Origin of the sequence: Streptomyces flaveolus (assembly GCF_000716535.1) — a bacterium.
Classification (GTDB): Bacteria; Actinomycetota; Actinomycetes; order Streptomycetales; family Streptomycetaceae; genus Streptomyces; species Streptomyces flaveolus_A.
This window is the reverse complement of record NZ_JNWV01000048.1, coordinates 21,787-38,918: the sequence shown is the minus strand read 5'-3', so window position 1 is coordinate 38,918 and position 17,132 is coordinate 21,787. Positions and strand designations below refer to the sequence as shown.

At 73.2% G+C, this 17,132-nt stretch carries 10 protein-coding genes; 7 read left to right on the top strand and 3 right to left on the bottom strand.

From position 1 onward, the window contains the following. Positions 1-53: 53 nt before the first annotated feature. Entirely contained in the window at positions 54-530 is a 477-nt protein-coding gene (locus tag OO52_RS39620; protein WP_030655890.1) for a VOC family protein, read from the bottom strand. A gap of 178 nt (positions 531-708) precedes the next feature. On the opposite strand from OO52_RS39620, the gene OO52_RS39615 reads away from it, so the two are divergent. After that, complete coding sequence (locus OO52_RS39615; protein WP_030655888.1) at positions 709-2,391, top strand: FAD-dependent oxidoreductase; 1,683 nt, start codon at positions 709-711, stop codon at positions 2,389-2,391. A gap of 601 nt (positions 2,392-2,992) precedes the next feature. Here OO52_RS39615 and OO52_RS39610 read toward each other — a convergent pair. Further along, positions 2,993-5,713, bottom strand: a complete 2,721-nt coding sequence (locus OO52_RS39610) for an AAA family ATPase (RefSeq protein WP_234337900.1) — start codon at positions 5,711-5,713, stop codon at positions 2,993-2,995. Between the two features lie 386 nt (positions 5,714-6,099). On the opposite strand from OO52_RS39610, the gene OO52_RS54100 reads away from it, so the two are divergent. After that, positions 6,100-8,997: an ATP-binding protein gene (locus OO52_RS54100; RefSeq protein ID WP_030655883.1), complete on the top strand. Its 2,898-nt coding sequence runs from the start codon at positions 6,100-6,102 to the stop codon at positions 8,995-8,997. A 234-nt stretch (positions 8,998-9,231) separates the two neighbouring features. Next, on the top strand, positions 9,232-9,480 hold the full coding sequence (locus OO52_RS39600; protein ID WP_030655881.1) for a DUF2630 family protein: 249 nt from the start codon (positions 9,232-9,234) through the stop codon (positions 9,478-9,480). 181 nt (positions 9,481-9,661) lie between these two features. On the opposite strand, the gene OO52_RS39595 is transcribed toward OO52_RS39600, so the two are convergent. Continuing rightward, positions 9,662-11,050: a dihydrolipoyl dehydrogenase family protein gene (locus OO52_RS39595; protein ID WP_030655879.1), complete on the bottom strand. Its 1,389-nt coding sequence runs from the start codon at positions 11,048-11,050 to the stop codon at positions 9,662-9,664. Positions 11,051-11,502: 452 nt separating this feature from the next. On the opposite strand from OO52_RS39595, the gene OO52_RS39590 reads away from it, so the two are divergent. The 4 genes from OO52_RS39590 (at position 11,503) to OO52_RS39575 (ending at position 16,959) form a co-directional block, all read left to right on the top strand. Further along, positions 11,503-13,500, top strand: coding sequence for an AfsR/SARP family transcriptional regulator (locus tag OO52_RS39590; RefSeq protein WP_030655877.1), 1,998 nt, complete (start codon positions 11,503-11,505; stop codon positions 13,498-13,500). Positions 13,501-14,033: 533 nt separating this feature from the next. Beyond that, positions 14,034-15,044 carry a LysR family transcriptional regulator gene (locus OO52_RS39585; protein WP_030655875.1) on the top strand — a complete coding sequence of 337 codons (1,011 nt, stop codon included), beginning with the start codon at positions 14,034-14,036 and terminating at the stop codon, positions 15,042-15,044. 325 nt (positions 15,045-15,369) lie between these two features. Beyond that, positions 15,370-16,212 (top strand): alpha/beta fold hydrolase, encoded by an 843-nt coding sequence (locus OO52_RS39580; protein ID WP_030655874.1) that lies wholly within the window; start codon positions 15,370-15,372, stop codon positions 16,210-16,212. 27 nt (positions 16,213-16,239) lie between these two features. Continuing rightward, a complete protein-coding gene (locus tag OO52_RS39575) occupies positions 16,240-16,959 on the top strand; it encodes a hypothetical protein (RefSeq protein ID WP_030655872.1) in 720 nt (239 codons plus the stop codon). Positions 16,960-17,132: the final 173 nt, after the last annotated feature.

The following is a 17,132-nucleotide window of genomic DNA, read 5'->3' as shown; positions in this document are numbered from 1 at the left end:
GGCGGGGCGGTGAGCGACGAGGCTCCCCCGGCCGCCGGGGATCTCACCGCCGGTCAGGCATCCGTGGCCGGAGCGGTGCCGGGGCGCAGCCAGGGGGACGCGAAGTCCACGTGTGCGGGGCCGAGTCCGTGGGGCTCGTCGGTGTAGAACCGCAGCCGGACACCGTCGGGGTCGGAGACCACCAGGAGATGGCCGACCAGGGCGACGATGACCGGTGAGTGGGGCACGCCGAGCGTGTCGAGGTGACGGATCCAGCCGTCGAGTTCCGCCCGGCCCGTCACCGTGAAGGTCAGCGGGTCGAAGCCGGCCAGCCGTCCGGCGGTCGCCGGGTCGAGACGCAGTTCCACGGGCACGTCCACACCGGGGACGTCGAGGATGACGGCGAACAGCTGCCCGTCCCGGGTGACGTGGTCGTACTCCGGGATGCGACGTGCGCCCAGGACGGAGCCGTACCAGGCGATGCTCCGCTCCAGATCGGACACGGGAATCTTGATGTGGTGCAGGCCCCGCACCACGGGTCGGGCGGACATACGAAACACGCTCCTCGGATGTACGTGCCCCGCTGCCGGGGGCACCATCGAACATACTCCGGACGTGTGGGGCCGTTCGTGCAGCGAAACTGTCCTCGCGTGCACATGTGCGCCGCCGGAGCCGCACACACGAGGCGATCCGTCGCCCGGCGGTGTGACCCGGTGGCATTCTTCGGGCATGGCAACCTCATTCCCCGAGATCGGTGATCGTCCCGACGATCTCGCCACCGCCGCCGAAGTGCGGCTGGACGACGGACAGCTCGCCCGGGCCGCCCGGTACGCGACCCGCGAGGAGGTCCGGGCGGGAGACGTCCTCTACCAGGTGGAGGACGACTCGGTCGACCTCTTCCTGTGCGGGACGGCGACGCTGGAGGCGGTCATCCCGTCCTCGGAGGGCGGTGACGGGCACCTCTTCATGACGCACGGCCCCGGCCAGTTCGCCGGCGAACTCAACCTGCTCACCGGACAGCGGCGCGGGCTGACCGTACGCGTCGCCACCGGCGGCACGATCCACCGGGTGCGGCCCGCGGCCTTCCGCCGGCTGATGGCCCAGGAGACCGAGCTGTCCGACCTGCTCCTGCGCGCGATCCTCGCCCGGCGCCGGCTGCTGCGCCAGGCGACGCAGCAGACGCTGCGGATCGTCGGCGACGCCGGAACGGCCGAGGGCCTGGCCATGCGCACCTTCCTGGACCGTCAGGGCGTGCCGCACCGGTGGCTGGACAGCGGTTCCCCGCAGGGTGCGGACGCGATGCGCTCGTCCGGTCTCGCCGAGGAGGACCTGCCCGCGGCGCTGTCGTCGCGCGAGGCGACGCCCCGTGTGACGCCGGGCGTGCTGAGCCAGCAGCTCAATCTCGCCTACCGCCGTACCGGACGCGGCTCGGCCGACCTCACCGTCGTGGGTGCAGGTCCGGCGGGGCTGGCGGCCGCGGTGTACGGCGCCTCCGAGGGGCTGGAGACGGTGCTGCTGGACGGGGTGGCCGTCGGCGGCCAGGCCGCCACCAGCGCACGTATCGAGAATTACCTCGGTTTCCCCTTCGGGCTCAGCGGAGCCGACCTGACCGCGCGTGCCGCCGTACAGGCGCTGAAGTTCGGTGTGCGCATCGCCAGTCCGTGCGGCGTCGTGGGGCTGAGCACCGAGGGCCGCGACCACGTCGTGACCCTGGTGGACGGAACCCGCGTCGAGACACGGGCGGTGATCGTCGCGACCGGAGCGGAGTACCGGGCGCTCCCCCTCGACGGCTGGGCGGAACTGACCGGCTGCGGCATCTACTACGCGGCCACCGACCTGGAGGCACACGCGGTCGCCGGCCGGCCGGTCGCGGTGGTCGGCGGCGCCAACTCCGCGGGCCAGGCCGCCCTGCACCTGGCCCGGTACGCCTCCGAGGTCACCCTGGTGGTACGGGGAACCGATCTGGGCGCCCGCATGTCCGCGTACCTCGTGGAACGGATCGTGAACGACCCGCGGATCACCGTGCTCACCGGCACCGAGGTGACGGCGCTGCACGGCCGGCCGCACCTGGACGGAGTGTCCCTGACCACCCGGGACGGGGGCACCGGGGCACGCTGTATCGACTGCGCGGGCCTGTTCTGCTTCATCGGGGCCCGGCCGGCGACGACATGGCTCGGTGGAGTGGTCCTGGACGCGGACGGGTTCGTGCCGACGGACCGGCAGTTGCCGGCGGCGGACCTCGGACCGCGCTGGAAGGAACTGGGGCGCGAGCCACTGCCGTACGAGACCAGCGTGCCCGGCGTATTCGCCGCCGGCGACGTGCGGCTGGCCTCGATGAAGCGGGTCGCCGCCGCGGTCGGCGACGGCGCCAGCGCGGTCCGCTCGGTCCACCAGTACCTCGCGACGCTCTGAGACGGCCACGGCCGGTCCTCGCCGGGCGAGAATGCGGGCATACGTGATTCCCACACCGGCCCCGAGCCGATGGCCCCGGTTCGGGCTCCCTGGTTGGTTGCCGTAGTGGGCAGGCTTCTACAGGATGGAAACCAGGCGCTGATCCTCCCGACCTGACCGCCTGCCGACGAGCGAGCACTACGCCGACGAAGTCGTCGTCGATGCCGGCGTGGGCCAGCGAGCCGCCCAGCGCACCGCTGCGTGCGCCCACGGCGGCACGAAGAAGATCAGACCGAACAGCGTGCCGCAGGACACGGCAGGGAAGAAGCGGGCCGGAACGCGCCGAAGGTACCGGTCCGGGTCGGCTCCGCAGCAGTTCGTCCGGGACGTCCGTACCGAGGAAGTCGAGGAGGGCGGCGAGTTTCCGGTCGAGCTCAGGTCGCCCGGTGTCCGGCGCGGCGGAAGAGGGGGGGTGCGCCGCGTTCTTCTCGAAGATCATGAAGCCGTGCGGGGCCGCCGAGTCGATGAGCGCGGTGATCTCGGTCCAGGAGGCCGTGCGGATCAGGGACTCCAGTCCTCCTCCGGCGAGGCCGATCCACAAGTGCCCCGGTCGGCGCGGCCGTCACGTGCCGTTCACCTCGTCGAAGGATCTGAGCGCGTCGCGCAGGGCGGCGCGGGAGGTGATGCCCAGCTTGGGGAACACCCGGTAGAGGTGGGCGCCGGCGGTGCGGGGCGAGATGTTGAGCTGCCGGCCGATCTCCTTGTTGGACAGGCCGCTCGCCGCGAGTTCCGCGATACGGCGCTCCTGTGCGCTCATCCTCACGCCCGTCCTGGCGTCCGCGACCCCGACGCCCACGCCGGCCGCGCGCAGTTCGTCCCGCGCGCGCTGCGCCCACAGCGGTGCCTTCAACTGCTGCTCGAACAGTTCCAGCGCCACGCTCAGCTGGACGCGCGCGGCGGTGTACTCGCGGCGCCGGCGGAGCCACTCGCCGTACCACAGCCGGACACGGCCGTATTCGAAGGTCCACAGGGAGGCGTCCGGGACCGCGAGGGCCGCCTCGTACAGCGCGCCCGCCTCGTCGTCGGGCGCGGCGACCGCGGCGGCCGCGGCGAGGATGACCGCGTGGTGCGGTGAGATGGCGTCCAGACGCGCCTGCCGGCCCGCTTCGACGTGTGCGCGAGCCGCCTCGGTCCGGCCGGTGCGCATCGCGGACTCCACGAGGTCCAGGAACACGCGCGAGAAGTGGGGGAAGTGCGAGGGCAGTTCTCCCGGCGGGGTCAGCGCGGAGGTCAGCAGGTAGGCCTCCTCGAAGTCCCCGCGGCCGACCGCGGCGCGGGCCCAGGTCTCGTTCACGGTGGACATCAGCAGCTGCATGCGGCGCGGCTGGGCCCACGCGGTGATCGTGTCGCAGTGCCGGCGCAGCGCTTCCTCGTCTCCGCGGCCGGACGCGACCATGGCCAGCCCGTACGTGAAGATGATGTGGATGAGGTGGTACTCGTGCTCGGTGGCGTCCGCGAAACCCTGGGACGCGATCGTCTGGACCTTGTCCCACTCCCCCCGCATGAACGCCTCGTGGGTCCTGGCCACCACGCCGAAGCGCAGGCTGTCGTACGCCCGGTGCCCGACGGCCTCCCGCCACACGCCGTCGTAGTACGTGAAGCAGTCCAGGTACATGGCCGTGTAGATCAGCCAGGTGACACGCCACAGAGGTGTGTCGGGGGACAGTGCGGCCGTCGCCTTGTCCAGTCGTTCCCGCACGTCATGAGCGGTGCGCGCCGGGTCGGCGACGCAGTCGAAGCACATGCGCGCGGACTCGGAGACCCGGTCTAGCGCGCGGTACACGGGTGGCCACAGTTCCGCACGGCCGCCCCACACCGCCGCGTTGAGCAGGACGTAGAACGCGTCGTCGAACGCGTCCGCGTCGGTCGGGACGGTGTTTCCGCGCGCCGCCTCCATGGCGGGGGGCAGGATGCGGTAGACCGCGTCGATGTCTCCTTCCCGGTGGAACTGCACGTAGCCCGCGGCTGCCGCGCCACGCAGTGACTCCGTGGTCTGGCCGGCCAGTTCGTGGGCCGTTCCCAGGAGTCCGGCGATGCCGGCGGCGAAGGCGGCCTGCTCCAGGCGGCGGGCGCGTTCGGTGGGGTCCTGGCTGAGTTCGGCGGCACGCCGGTACGCCGTGGCGCCCTCCGCGGCGCCGCCACGGGCCACGGCCCGCTCCGCGGCACGGGTGAGTTCGACGGCGACCGCCTCGTCGGGGTCGTCCGCGGCGTGGGCGAGATGCAGGGCACGCCGTTCCGGCTCCGCCTTCAGGACCTCGGCCAGCGCACGGTGCGCGGCTCTGCGGCGTCCGGCCGGGGACAAGTGCACCACGCACGAGCGGACCAGGGGGTGCCGGAAGGTGACCTGCTCCGCGACGTGGTCGACACGGACCAGCCCGGTGCGCTCGCTCGTCTCCAGCAGTCCCTCGTCCCACTCCTCGCCCCCCGCGCCGAAGGCCGCCCGGATGTCCCCCAGATTGCCGGGGCGCTCTCCGTCCAGGGCCGTCAGCAACAGGGCGAAACGTGTCACGGAGCCGAGCTGCCGGACACGGTCGGCGAACACACTCTCCAGCCGGCTGTTGAGCGGCAGGTTCGCCGGCAGGGCTTCGGCGCCGTCCCGCTGGGCCTCGGTGAGCTGGCTCGCCAGCTCCACCAGCGCGAGCGGGTTGCCTTCCGACTCGTCCAGCAGGCGCCGCCTGGTCGTCTCGGCCAGCCCCGGGTGACTGCTGTCGAGCAGCGTCAGCGCGTCGGGGGCCGGCAGCGGTCCGACGTCGAGCACGCGCAGGCCCGTGGGATCGAGGAAGCCGTGTGCCGCGCTGCGCGCGGCCATGATGAAGGCCGCCCGGCAACTGCCGAGCCTGCGGGTGATGAACGTCAGCACCTCGGCGCTGGAACGGTCGATCCAGTGCACGTCGTCCACCACCACGCACAGGGGCCACCGCCTGGACGCGGCCTGGAGGAGCGCCAGCGCCGCCGCCGAGATGGCGAAGCGTCCGGGCGCCGAGCCCTCACGGATGGAGAGCGCCTGTTCCAGCACGCCGCTCTGGAAGGCCGGCAGCCCCGCGAGGTGGTCGAACAGCGGATAGAGGAGCTGGTGCAGCGCGGAGAACGCAAGTTCCTGTTCGCTCTCGACCCCGACGATCTGGAGCACGCGCGCCCCGCCGGAGCGGGCGCGGGCGGTCACGGCGTCCAGCAGCGCGGTCTTCCCCACCCCGGGGTCGCCTCGCAGCAGCAGCGCCGCTCCCTCGTTCTCCGCCTCGACCAGCAGCGCTTCCAGTGCACGCAACTCGGACGTACGGCCCACCAACGACAACGTTCCTCCCACGCCGGAGGGCGGTTACCCCTGCCGGCGCTCATATGGTGGCTGCCGGCGGACGGGTGACGCATCTGTCGGTCGACTGGTATCGGCCGCGTGAAGGGCCGCCACACCTTGCAGTCGCCCTCGCCGCTGGGCCGGTCGGTGCGGCAGGGCGGCGACGGCCTCTGGAGCCCGCCCGCGATGTCTCGGGCACGCCCGCGCGGACGGGTTGTGGAATCAATCTGGAATGTCTTCGCTTTTTCTGCGGAAATTCTTGATTACCCGGAAGGGCGACCTGCGACGCGTTCTTGACTTCCCCATGAAAAGGAAAAACCCGGCCCTACGGTATTCCGTGATAACTTCCGGGTAATTGCCAGGAGCCGGGAGGAACAATGGTCCGTGGACGCGGGGACGAGGACCCACTGGACGGGATCATCGGGCGCGAGCCGGAGATATCGCGTGTCCTGCGAGGCCTTTTCCCGGAGCGGGTCGAGGAGGCGGGCGCCCTCCTCCTCGTGGGTGAGCCCGGCATGGGCAAGACCACGCTGCTGCACGCCATGAGGGCGGAGGCGGGCCGCCGCGGGACCGTCCTCGGCTGCGCCGGCAGCCAGGCCGAGCGAACACTCGCGTACGGCGCCCTCCACCAGTTGCTGAGACCCACCCTGGACCACCTGCCCCAGCTGCCGGCTCCGCAGCGCGCTGCCCTCTCCCGCGCCCTCGGCATACAACACGCGTCCGCCCGTACCACCGAGGCGGACGGCGGTGACGGGCGGCTGCTCGTCGGACTCGCGTCCCTGAACCTGCTGCTGGCTTCCGCGAGCCACCGCCCGGTCACGATCGTCGTGGACGACCTCCAGTGGCTGGACGACCCTTCCCTGGACACCGTGCTGTTCGTCGCACGGCGCCTCGCCGGCGAACCGGTGGGCCTGCTGGCGGCGGTGCGCGGCGACGGCACGTGCGCACCCGGGTGGCCCGATTTCGAGCCGGTTCCGGTCGGGCCCTTGTCCGAGGAAGCGGCCGGACGCTTGCTGGACGCGCAGCCCGTGGTTCCGCGGGGCCGGTTGCGCGGGCAGCTGCTGCGGCTGGCGGCGGGCAATCCGCTGGCGTTGGTGGAGCTGGCGCGAGACGCGGCGGAACGGGGCTTCCCGGGGTGGGACACGGCGGTGGGGGCGGGATTCCCGGTTCCGGCCCGGCTGGAGAAGGCCTACGCGGAACGGCTGGACGGACTGCCGGAGGCGACACGGCGGGTGCTGTTGTTCGCGGCGGCCGCGGACGGGCCGGACATCCGGGCGGCGCTGTCGGCGGCGGCGTCGGTGCCCGGCGGCGGCGCCGAGGCGTGGGCGGCCGCGGAGGACGCGGGACTGGTGCGTCTGATGAGCGGAAGGGTCGCGTTCCTGCATCCGCTCATGCGGTCCGTGGTGTACGGGAGGGCGTCGTTCGCGGAGCGCCGTGAGGTGCACCTGCGGCTGGCCGACGGGCTGGCGGAGGATCCCGACCGGCGGGCGTGGCATCTGGCCGCGGCGTCCCTGGCACCGGACGAGTCGGTCGCGGGCGCGCTGGTGGCGACGGCGGACCGGGCACGCCGACGGGGCGGCTATCGCGTGGCGGCGGCGGCACTGGAGCGCGCGGCGCAGTTGAGCGAGCAGGGGTGGTCGCGGGCACGGCGGTTGCTGGACGCCTGCGAACTGGCCACGCACGCGGGCGAGCCGTGGTGGGTCGAGGCGCTGACGGGCGAGGTGGCCGCGGCCACGGACGACACCGGGATGCTGGCCGAGGCGGCGTTGCACCGGGGGTGGGCGCTGGCGTCGACGGGCCGGCAGAGGGCCGCGCTGTCGCATCTGCTGCCGCTGGCCGCCGACGTGATGGACGCCTCGCCGGTGACGGCGCTGGACGCGGTCAGTCACAGCGCGGTGGTTCTCTACTGCAGCGGTGACGAGGCATTCCGCCGGCAGGCACGGGGGTTGCTGGCACGTATTCCGGGTGACGTGGGCAGCCCGTACGAACAGGTGTGGGCACGTGCCTGCAGTGATCCCTTCGGCGACCGTCGCGGTGCGCTGGCGTCGCTGGAGCGCGCCGCGGCCGAGGCGGACGACGTGCCCGGACGGCTGAGCGTGCTGGGGAGCGCGGCCTGGATGCTGGACGAGACGGCGCTGGGGGTGCGGTTGCTGAGCCGGGTGATGGAACGTCTGCGCACGGTGACGACCGCAGGCTCCAGCGCCATGGTGGGACAGGCGCTGGCGTTGGCACAGTTCGACGCGGGGGCGTGGGAGGCGGCGTGCGAGTCCGCCGAGGACGCGCGGCGGGTGGCGGAGGAGAAGGGGATGGAGCCGGCGGCGTGGGTGGCCGTGTACGTGAGCGCGATGGTGCTGGCGTTGCGCGGGGAGGACGCCCGGGGGCTGATGGCGCGGGCCGTGCGGGGGCTCGACATGTCGGAGAGCCGGGCCCTGGGTGTGCGCATGGCGATGGTGCGTGCGGCGGTGGCCGCCGCCGAGGGCGATCACGCGGTGGAGTTCGAGTTGCTGCGGGGGCTGTTCACGGCGGATCCCGAGCCGCGGCCGGTGCACTACCACTGCTCCCTCTACGGGGTGGGGGACCTGGCCGCCGCTGCCGTCCGGGTGGGGCGGCCGGCGGAAGCGGTGGCGGTGGTCGACGCGGTGGAGCGGTGGGTGGGCGAGGGGATGTCGTCGCGCCTGCGGCTGATCGTGGGGCGGGCACGGGCGTTGCTGTGCGAGGGGGAGGATGCTGAAGGGCTGTTCCGTACAGTCGTGGGGGACCCGGTGGGAGAGCAGTGGCCGTTCGAACGGGCGGTGGTGTCGCTGGAGTTCGGTGAGTGGCTGCGCCGCAGGCGTCGGATGAGCGAGGCGCGGGCCGAACTGTCGCGGGCTCTCACGGTGTTCGAGCGGTTGAAGGCGCACCCGTGGGCGGAGCGGACGGCGGGCGAGCTGCGGGCCTGCGGGGTGCCCGTGCGGGACGCGGAGGGCGGTTCGGGCTCGGTGGAGCGGCTGACCCCGCAGCAGTTGCAGATCGCGCGGCTCGCGGCGGCGGGGCTCACCAATCGGCAGATCGGCGAGCGGTTGCTGCTGTCCGCCCGTACCGTGGGCTTCCACCTGTACCAGGTGTTCCCGAAGCTGGGAGTCAGCAGCCGGACCCAGCTCCACGACGCGCTCAGCCGCGCCGGGATGCCATCGGAGCGCACACCTGACCACGCGTCCGGCACCGGGACCACGCCCGCGACGCCTCCCGTCGCCGCCCCCGGCGCGACGCCGTCACGGCTGGTGAGCCGGGGGTAGCGCACACGCGCGGACACCGGCGTACCGGGTGACACGGTCACGTCGGCGACGGCTCCCGTCCGAACAGGTAAGTCAAACAACGGATCACTCCGGACGGTGAGGAGGAAGGAATCGGGGGGCGAGGGCGCCCCGCACCCCACGTCGCGCCTTCTCGGGTGACATGTCGTCACCCGGCCGAGTTCCGAGGCGCGGCGGCCGGGCCGCCACACCCCGATGAACCAGGAGACCACACCCATGGAAACCGACCAGCGCATCCTGCACCGGATCACGGAGATGGCGGACGAGGAACGCAGGCTGCGGGACTCCCTCACCGCGGGCGGCGTGGACCGCGCCGCGGAGCGTGACCGGCTCGGTTCGCTCGAACGGGAGTTGGACCAGTGCTGGGACCTGCTGCGGCAGCGGCGGGCCAGGGTCGGGTTCGGGGAGGATGCCGATGAGGCCCGTGTGCGGCCGCAGTCCCAGGTGGAGAGCTACCGGTCCTGACGGGACGGTGGCGCGCGGCGGGGCGCGCGAGGCCCACGCGGCCGCGTGGTGCATCCGGAAGTTGGGTCGCTTGAGTCCCTGATGTCCCGTCCTGACGTCCCTGACGTACACAATTGCCCGGCATGCCGGCGGCAAGGGGAGACGTTTCCGGTCGCTGCCGGGCGGTGGCCGGCGCGGCTGCTCAGTCCACCCAGGAGGCGAACAGCGCGTTGAGTCCCTCCGCCATGGTCGGGTGCGCGATCATGCCGTCCCGCAGACGGGTGAACGGCATCTGGGCCCACATGGCCGTCTGCACCACGGACAGCACCTCCGCCGATTCGGGGCCGAGCAGGGCGGCGCCCAGGATCTGCTCGGTGTCCCGGTCGACCACCGCCTTCCACAGACCCCGTGTGTCCCGCAGGGTGCGCGCCCGCGGGATGGCCTTGACCGGCAGTTTCGCGACCCTGATGGAACGGCCCGTGGCGCGGGCCTGCTCCTCGGTGAGACCGACGCGGGCGAGCTCCGGGTCGGTGAACAGGTTCCACGGCACCAGTCGGCCGGCCGCGCTGCGGGAACCGCCGTCGATGTTGGCCTTGACGATGCGGTAGTCGTCCAGGGACACGTGGGTGAACTGCGGGCTGCCGGCCACGTCGCCCACCGCCCAGGTGCGCGGGGCGTCGGTCGCCAGCCTGTCGTCCACCCGTACGAACCCGCGGTCGTCGGTCCGCACCCCCGCCGCCTCCAGGCCGAGGTCGCGCGTGACGGGGTCCCGGCCGGTCGCCGCGAGGATGTCGTCGGCGGTCAGGGTCCGCCCGTCCTCCAGCAGCACCCGCACCGTCTCCCGTTCCCGGACCACTTCCTTCACCGTGACGTCGGTGATCAGTTCGACGCCGTCCTCCCGGAGGTAGTCCGCCAGGGCCGTGGCGATGTCCCGGTCCTCGCTCCGCAGCAGGTGGGGGCCGCGTTCCAGGACCGTCACCCGGCTGCCGAACGCGGCGAACATGTGGGCGAACTCCAGGCCCACGTAACCGCCGCCGAGGACCAGGAGCCGGTCCGGGACGCGGCGCAGGTCCATGATGCTCTCGCTGGTCAGCGGTTCCGCCTCGGCGAGCCCGGGAATGGCCGCGATGTGCGGCGTCGTCCCCGTGTTGATCACCACGTCGGTGCCGCGCACGACACGGCGGCCCCCGTCGTTGAGGGCGATGTCCACCGTCCGCTCCGCCACGAAGCGCGCGGTGCCCAGGACGAAGTCCATGCCGCTGTCCAGGAATTGCCGGTGGTTGAGCGCGACCATGTCGGAGACGACGCCGTCCTTGTGCGCGCGCAACAGCTCCAGGTCCACCTGGGGCGTCCCCAGCCGGATCCCCAGCGACTCCGCGGTGCCGGCCCTGCGGGCCAGCCGGGCGCTGGTCACCAGCGTCTTGGTGGGGATACAGGCCACGTTGATACAGGTGCCGCCGATCATGCCCCGTTCCACCATCACCACTCTGCCACCGGCCCGCGCGGTGTCCATGGCGAGCGTCTTGCCGGCCTTGCCGCCCCCCACCACCAGCAGGTCCACGTCTTCCACGAGTTCCTCCGCACCCTTCATTCCCTCTTCGTCCTCCTCGGCCGTGCACAAGCGGTGGGGCGGGACGGCCGGCGCGTCACACACCGGCCGCCCCGTCCCAGCTTCGCGGCTGTCACGGAGGGACGCATCAGTCGAATGACCAGTCACTCCGCGGCGCGATGCAGACGACCCTGCCCCCCTCCTGCCGTGACGGGGCGCGGAACGACGGGCGCGGGGGTCGGGGCGACACCTCCGCCGGGCCTCCCGGGACACGGGTCGCGGGGCCGTCACGGGGGCCGCGGCGGCCCCGGTGGCGGGAGTCCGGGGTGTCGTCCACCGCGGTGAGTCAACCGACTGATGACCGCCGAGCGGCCCGGACCTACTTTTTCGGCGTGGCCGCCGGACGGAGCACCACCTCGTGGAGGGGTACGCCGGTGCGCAGGCGGCGGACCGCTGCCGGGAAGCCGTCCGGACGGTGAAAGGAGGACGCCTCGATGCCCGTGACACCGCGTCTACGCATCGACGAAGAACAGGGGCCCGCACATGCCGTGCGTTTCACGCTGCTGGGGCCGGTGCGGGCCTGGCGGGCCGAGGAGGAACTCCCGCTCGGCCCGCGCCAGCAACGCCTGCTCCTCGCCGCGCTGCTGGCGGGCGCGGGACGGCCCGTCCCGCTGACGGAACTCATCGGCCTGCTGTGGGACGGCGACCCACCGGTCAGCGCGGTGAACGCGGTCCACCGGTACGTCGGCTCGCTACGGCGGCTGCTGGAACCGGGCCTGCCGATCAGGTCGTCGGGCCGGTGGCTCGTCCGGCAGGCGGGGAGCTACCTGCTGCGTGTCGACGCGGACGGTCTGGACCTGCTCAGGTTCCGCGACCTCGTCCGGCGGGCCCGCGCCACGGCCGCCACGGGCGACCTCCCGGCGGCCGTCGACATGTACCTGGAGGCGCTGGACCTGTGGCAGGGCCACTGCGCGGAGGACCTGGGCGCCGTCGCCGCGGTGCACCCGGCCTTCGCCATGGTGGAGCACGAATACGCTCCGGTCGTGTGCGAGGCGGCCACCGCGGCCCTGGGCTGCGGCCGGGCCGGCTCCGTCCTGCTGCCCGTCCGGCGGGCCGCCGACCGCCGCCCGCTCGACGAGGCGCTCCAGGCGTCCCTGCTGCTCGTGCTGGCCGCGGACGGCAAGCAGGCGGAAGCGATCACGCAGTACCAGACCATCAGGGTCCGGTTGTCGGAGGAACTGGGGGTCGACCCCGGGACGGAGCTGCGGGCCGCTCACCAGAGCGTGCTGCGTGGCGGGCCGGCCGAGCCCCGGGTACAGGCCACCGGGTCCGGGTCACCGCCGCTCCCGCGATCCCGGGCGCCGTGGATCGAGCCCGCCCAGCTGCCACCGGACCTGCCGTTCTTCACCGGACGCGAGCGAGCCCTCGGCGAGGCGCTGGACACCGCGCACCGGGTCGGCGACGGCCTGCGTCTCCTGGCCGTCGACGGCATCCCCGGGGTCGGCAAGACCGCACTGGCTGTCCACTTCGCGCACCGGGTGGCGGCGGACTTCCCCGACGGGCAGCTCTACACGGATCTGGGCGGCTTCGCGGCACACGGCGACCCCGCGGACCCGGGTGAAGTGCTGCACGGGTTCCTGGAAGCCCTGGGCGTGGCCCGGCACCGTATCCCCGCCTCCACGGAGGCGAGGTCGGCGCTCTTCCGCAGCGTCCTGTCCGGGCGTCGCGTGCTCGTGGTGCTCGACAACGCATCCGACGCGGACCAGGTACGGCCGCTGCTGCCCGGAGCCTCCGAGTGCATGGTCGTGGTGACCGGCCGGAGCCGGCTGATCGGTCTGGCCACCGCGCACGGAGCACGGCTGCTCTCCCTGGACCTGCCCTCGGTGGCCGAGGCGACGGCGGGCTTCCTCCGCCGTGTCGCTCCCGCGCGGACCGACGTGGACGTGGCCGTCGTCGAGGAGATCGTGGCGCGCTGCGGCCGGCTGCCCCTCGCCCTGGCCCTCGTGGCCGCCCGCGCGGCGAGCCGTCCCGAGCAGCCGCTGACCCGGCTGGCCGCCGAACTGGCCACCGCGCAGGGCAGCCTCGGGGGCTTCGACGAGGACGACAGCGCCAACGCCGTGCGCGGTGTCTTCTCCTGGTCCTACCGGACACTCGGTGCCGAGGCCAAGCGGGTCTTCCGCCTGCTGCCCCTGCACCGGGCTTCCGACATCGGCACGGCCACCCTGGCGAGGGCGGCCGGTGTCTCACGGGAGGCGGCGGCCGCGGCTACCGGGGAGTTGGTGCGCGCCCGTCTGCTGGACGTCCGGGGCCATGACCGGTACGGCGCGCACGACCTGGTACTGGCCTACGCGGCCGAGCTGCGCCGTGCCGCGGAAGCGGACCGTCCGGCCGCGCCGCGGCGCTCGTACGTGCACTCCCACCGCTCCGCACGGCCCGTGGCGCGACCGCTGCCCGGCCGGGCCGACGCACACCTGGAGGAATGGGCCTTCTGAACACACCCTGTGCGGAGATGGTGCGTGCGGGGGGTGGTCGTCGTACCGCCGCACCCGCCGCCCCGCTGGACGGCGGGGCGACCGGCAGGCCCTACGACGGGGCGCGCGGCCGGAGACGGAGCACGGCCGGAGACGGAGCACGGCCGGAGAGGGCGCGTGGCCGGAGACGGAGCACGCCGGAGGCAGCGCGCGGCCTGAGAGGGCGCGGGGCCTGGGACGGCGCACGCCCGCCGGATCGCCGGCACGGGCGCCGGGTAGGGGACGTCCGGGGGAACCGCATGGCGCTAACCGCCGTCTCGCTGCCGGGCCCGCGCGGGCCTCCACGGGTCAGCCTGGTACCGTCCAGGCGACGTTCGCCGGGCGAGGGACCGCGAGCTCACCGCCGCGGCGACCCGTCCCATCGGCGCCCGGCCCGCCGGCCGCGACCCTCCTGGACCAGAGCCCGGCCGGCGCGTCCGAGGCGGATGCGTAATCCGGCGATGCCGGGTACCGGTCGCCGAACCCACGGCCTTCGTCAGAAGGAGCAGCCCGCTGTGAACACGTATGAGGCGGACACGTTCCCGGCCGCCACCGAGCCGGACATCGACCCGAGACTGCTGCGCGCCTTTCTCGCCGTGGCCAGGGAAGGGCACTTCGGGCACGCCGCGGCCGGCCTGGGCATCGCCCAGCCCGCGCTCAGCAGGCAGGTGCGCCGGCTGGAACGTCTGCTGGGCACCGACCTGCTGGTCCGCACCCCCCGGGGTGCCGAACTCACCGAGGCCGGCCGGAAGGTCGTACCGGAGGCGGAGCGCGCCCTGGCGCACAACCGGCGCCTCGTACGGGCCGCCCGGTCCCTGGCCGACACCGGGGCCGCCGTCCTGACGGTCTCGGCCCCGATGCCCAGTCCACCGGGCGGGCTGCCCGCCGAGGCGGTACGCCGGCTGTGGTCCGGCCGCACGCGCACGCGGGTGTCGGTCGTGGAACTCCGGGACGGACAGCAGGCGGCGGCGCTCGCCGACGGACGTGTCGACGCCGTCCTCACCTGGGATCCGCCGGTGGCGGACGGACTGGCCACCGAGGTACTGGTGGAGGAGCGCACCAGCGCGCTCCTGGCCCAGGGGCATCCCCGCGCCGCGGCGGAATCCATGCCGCTCGCGGCGCTGGGAGCGCAGACCGTGCTGTTCCCCGTGCGCGAGCGCAGCCACTGCTGGGCCCAGCTGGACGCCGCGGCGGCAGCCGAGGGGGTGGGCATCACGCCCGTGCCCACGGCGCCCTCGGCGGTGGCCGACCTGGTGGCGGCCGGCCTGGGCGTGTCCGCCGTACCGGGATCGTTCCGGTTCGCCGGGTATCCGGGCGTGACGTTCGTACCGCTGGAGGGGCTGTCCGGCACGATGAGCGTGGTCTGGCGGCGTGACGACGACTCCCGGGCCGTGACCGGCTTCGCGGCGGCCTGCCGCGACGCCGCCCGGACCCTGGCCGCCGCACACGGGGAGGTCTGGCGGCTCCCGGAGGCGGCCGGCCCTCTCGCCCGACGGGCGGGAAGCGGTTTGGAACCGACCCCGTAGCCTGACCCGCTCTCCGTGACGGGACCGGCCCACCGGACGGCCGCCCGCCGCGGGGAGCGCCGCCCTCGGCACGTCCGCCTGGTGCGCCCGGACACCGGGCCGACTGGGGGCTGCCCGCCTCCCCCGTTCCGCGCCCGTCGGCACGCCCCGCCCGGCCGCGCCCACCTTCCCGTCAAGACACGCCCCACAAAGTTTCCACTGCCCGTTCCGCATGCTGTTCGGCAGGCAGCGCGTGGCCCGTTCCGGAACGGACGGCGAGCCCGCGGAAAGCCGCCCCGGCTACACCACCCCCGAGGATTCCGATCCCCTTCCGGCAGGGAGAAACATGTCAGCTGTTACCCACCACACCGCTCCCACGCAGTTCGTCGAGGCCGACGGTGTCCGCTACGCCTACCGCCGGCTCGGCTCCGGCGGCGAGGTCCCCCTCGTCATGCTCCAGCACTTCACCGGCAATCTCGACAACTGGGACCCCGCCCTGGTCGACGCACTCGCTGCCGAACGCGAGGTGATCCTGGTCGACTACCCCGGTGTCGCCTCCTCCACCGGCCCCTTCGCCACCACCATCGCGCAGATGGCCCAGCAGATGATCACCTTCACCGCCGCCCTCGGCCTGGAACGCATCGACCTGCTCGGCTTCTCCATCGGCGGCTTCGCCGCCCAGGACATCGCGCTGGTCAGGCCCCGCCTGGTCCGCCGTCTCGTCCTCGCCGGGACCGGCCCCAAGGGCGCCCCGGGCATGCACGGCTGGCGCAAGGACATCGAGACGCACGCCCGCGCCGAGGTGCCCACCGGCGAGGACCTGCTCTACATCTTCTTCGCCCACACCGAGACCAGCCAGGCCAAGGGTGTGGAGTTCCTCGGCCGGTTCCTGGCCCGCACCGAGGGCCGGGACGTGCCCAGCAGCCTCGCCTCGCGCGACGCCCAGTACGACGCCGTACTGGAGTGGGGCATCCCGGACCACTCCGCGCTGCAGCGCCTCACCGGCATCCAGTGCCCCACGCTCGTCATCCAGGGCGACGACGACCTGATGATCCCCACGAAGAACAGCTACCTGATGGCCGGCCTGATCCCGGACGCGCAGATCCGGATCTACCCCGACGCCGCCCACGCCTCGCTGTTCCAGTACCCCGCCGAAGCCGCCAAGGACGTCAACGCCTTCCTCGGCTGATCCCCGCCACATCATCAGGAGAACACCATGTCCGACCTGCTCAGCACCATCTTCGACGCCTACGGCGGGCGCGCCCGCTGGGAAGAGGCCGGCCGGATCACCGCCCGGCAGTTCTTCGGCGGTGCCCTGTGGGGCATGAAGGGCCACCCCGGCGCCCTCGACGACGTCGACGTCACCGTCGACCTGCGCCGCGAGTACGTCACCCAGAAGCCGTTCTTCCACCCCGACCACCACACGGCCTTCTCCGCCGACCGCGTGGCCGTGGAGGACTCCGACGGCAACGTGGTCGAGGAACTGACCGATCCCCGCGCGTCCTTCGCCGGCCACGACCTGATGACGCCGTGGACGAGGCTCCAGCTCGCCTACTTCTCCGGCAGTGCCATGTGGACGTACCTCGCCGAGCCGCTCTCGCTGACCTACCCCGGCGTGCGGACGGAAGAGATCGGTCCGTGGACGGAGGACGGGGAGAAGTTCCGGCGCCTGCACATCACCTTCCCCGACAGCATCGCGACCCTCAGCACCGAGCAGACCGTGTACGTCGACTCGCAGGGTCTGATCCGCCGGCGCGACTACAGCGTCGAGATCGCCGGCAACACCCCCGCCGCGCACTACATCTCCGGACACCAGGAAGTCTCCGGCCTGGTCATCCCCACCACACGGATGATCTACAGCCGCGACGACGAGGGTCACAAGATCCCCGAGCCGCTCGTCGTCTCGGTCCGGCTCGAGAACGTCGCGGTGTCCTGACCCGCACGGCGCACCTCCGGAGCGGTGGCCCCGGCCGAGAAGGCCGCCACCGCGGCGGACCGGTGCACGACGTGCCCCGGTGCCGAGCCGCACAGTCCGGGGCCACCCGGCCGCCCGAACGGCCCCGCCCCCACCACGACCAGTCCGACCAGTCCGACCAGTCCGACCAGTCC

Excerpts from the sequence above, each read along its gene's own strand:
- OO52_RS39620 (WP_030655890.1), bottom strand. The coding sequence starts at position 530 with ATGTCCGCCCGACCCGTGGTGCGGGGCCTGCACCACATCAAGATTCCC.
- OO52_RS39615 (WP_030655888.1), top strand. The coding sequence starts at position 709 with ATGGCAACCTCATTCCCCGAGATCGGTGATCGTCCCGACGATCTCGCC.
- OO52_RS54100 (WP_030655883.1), top strand. The coding sequence starts at position 6,100 with ATGGTCCGTGGACGCGGGGACGAGGACCCACTGGACGGGATCATCGGG.
- OO52_RS39600 (WP_030655881.1), top strand. The coding sequence starts at position 9,232 with ATGGAAACCGACCAGCGCATCCTGCACCGGATCACGGAGATGGCGGAC.
- OO52_RS39595 (WP_030655879.1), bottom strand. The coding sequence starts at position 11,050 with ATGAAGGGTGCGGAGGAACTCGTGGAAGACGTGGACCTGCTGGTGGTG.
- OO52_RS39590 (WP_030655877.1), top strand. The coding sequence starts at position 11,503 with ATGCCCGTGACACCGCGTCTACGCATCGACGAAGAACAGGGGCCCGCA.
- OO52_RS39580 (WP_030655874.1), top strand. The coding sequence starts at position 15,370 with ATGTCAGCTGTTACCCACCACACCGCTCCCACGCAGTTCGTCGAGGCC.
- OO52_RS39575 (WP_030655872.1), top strand. The coding sequence starts at position 16,240 with ATGTCCGACCTGCTCAGCACCATCTTCGACGCCTACGGCGGGCGCGCC.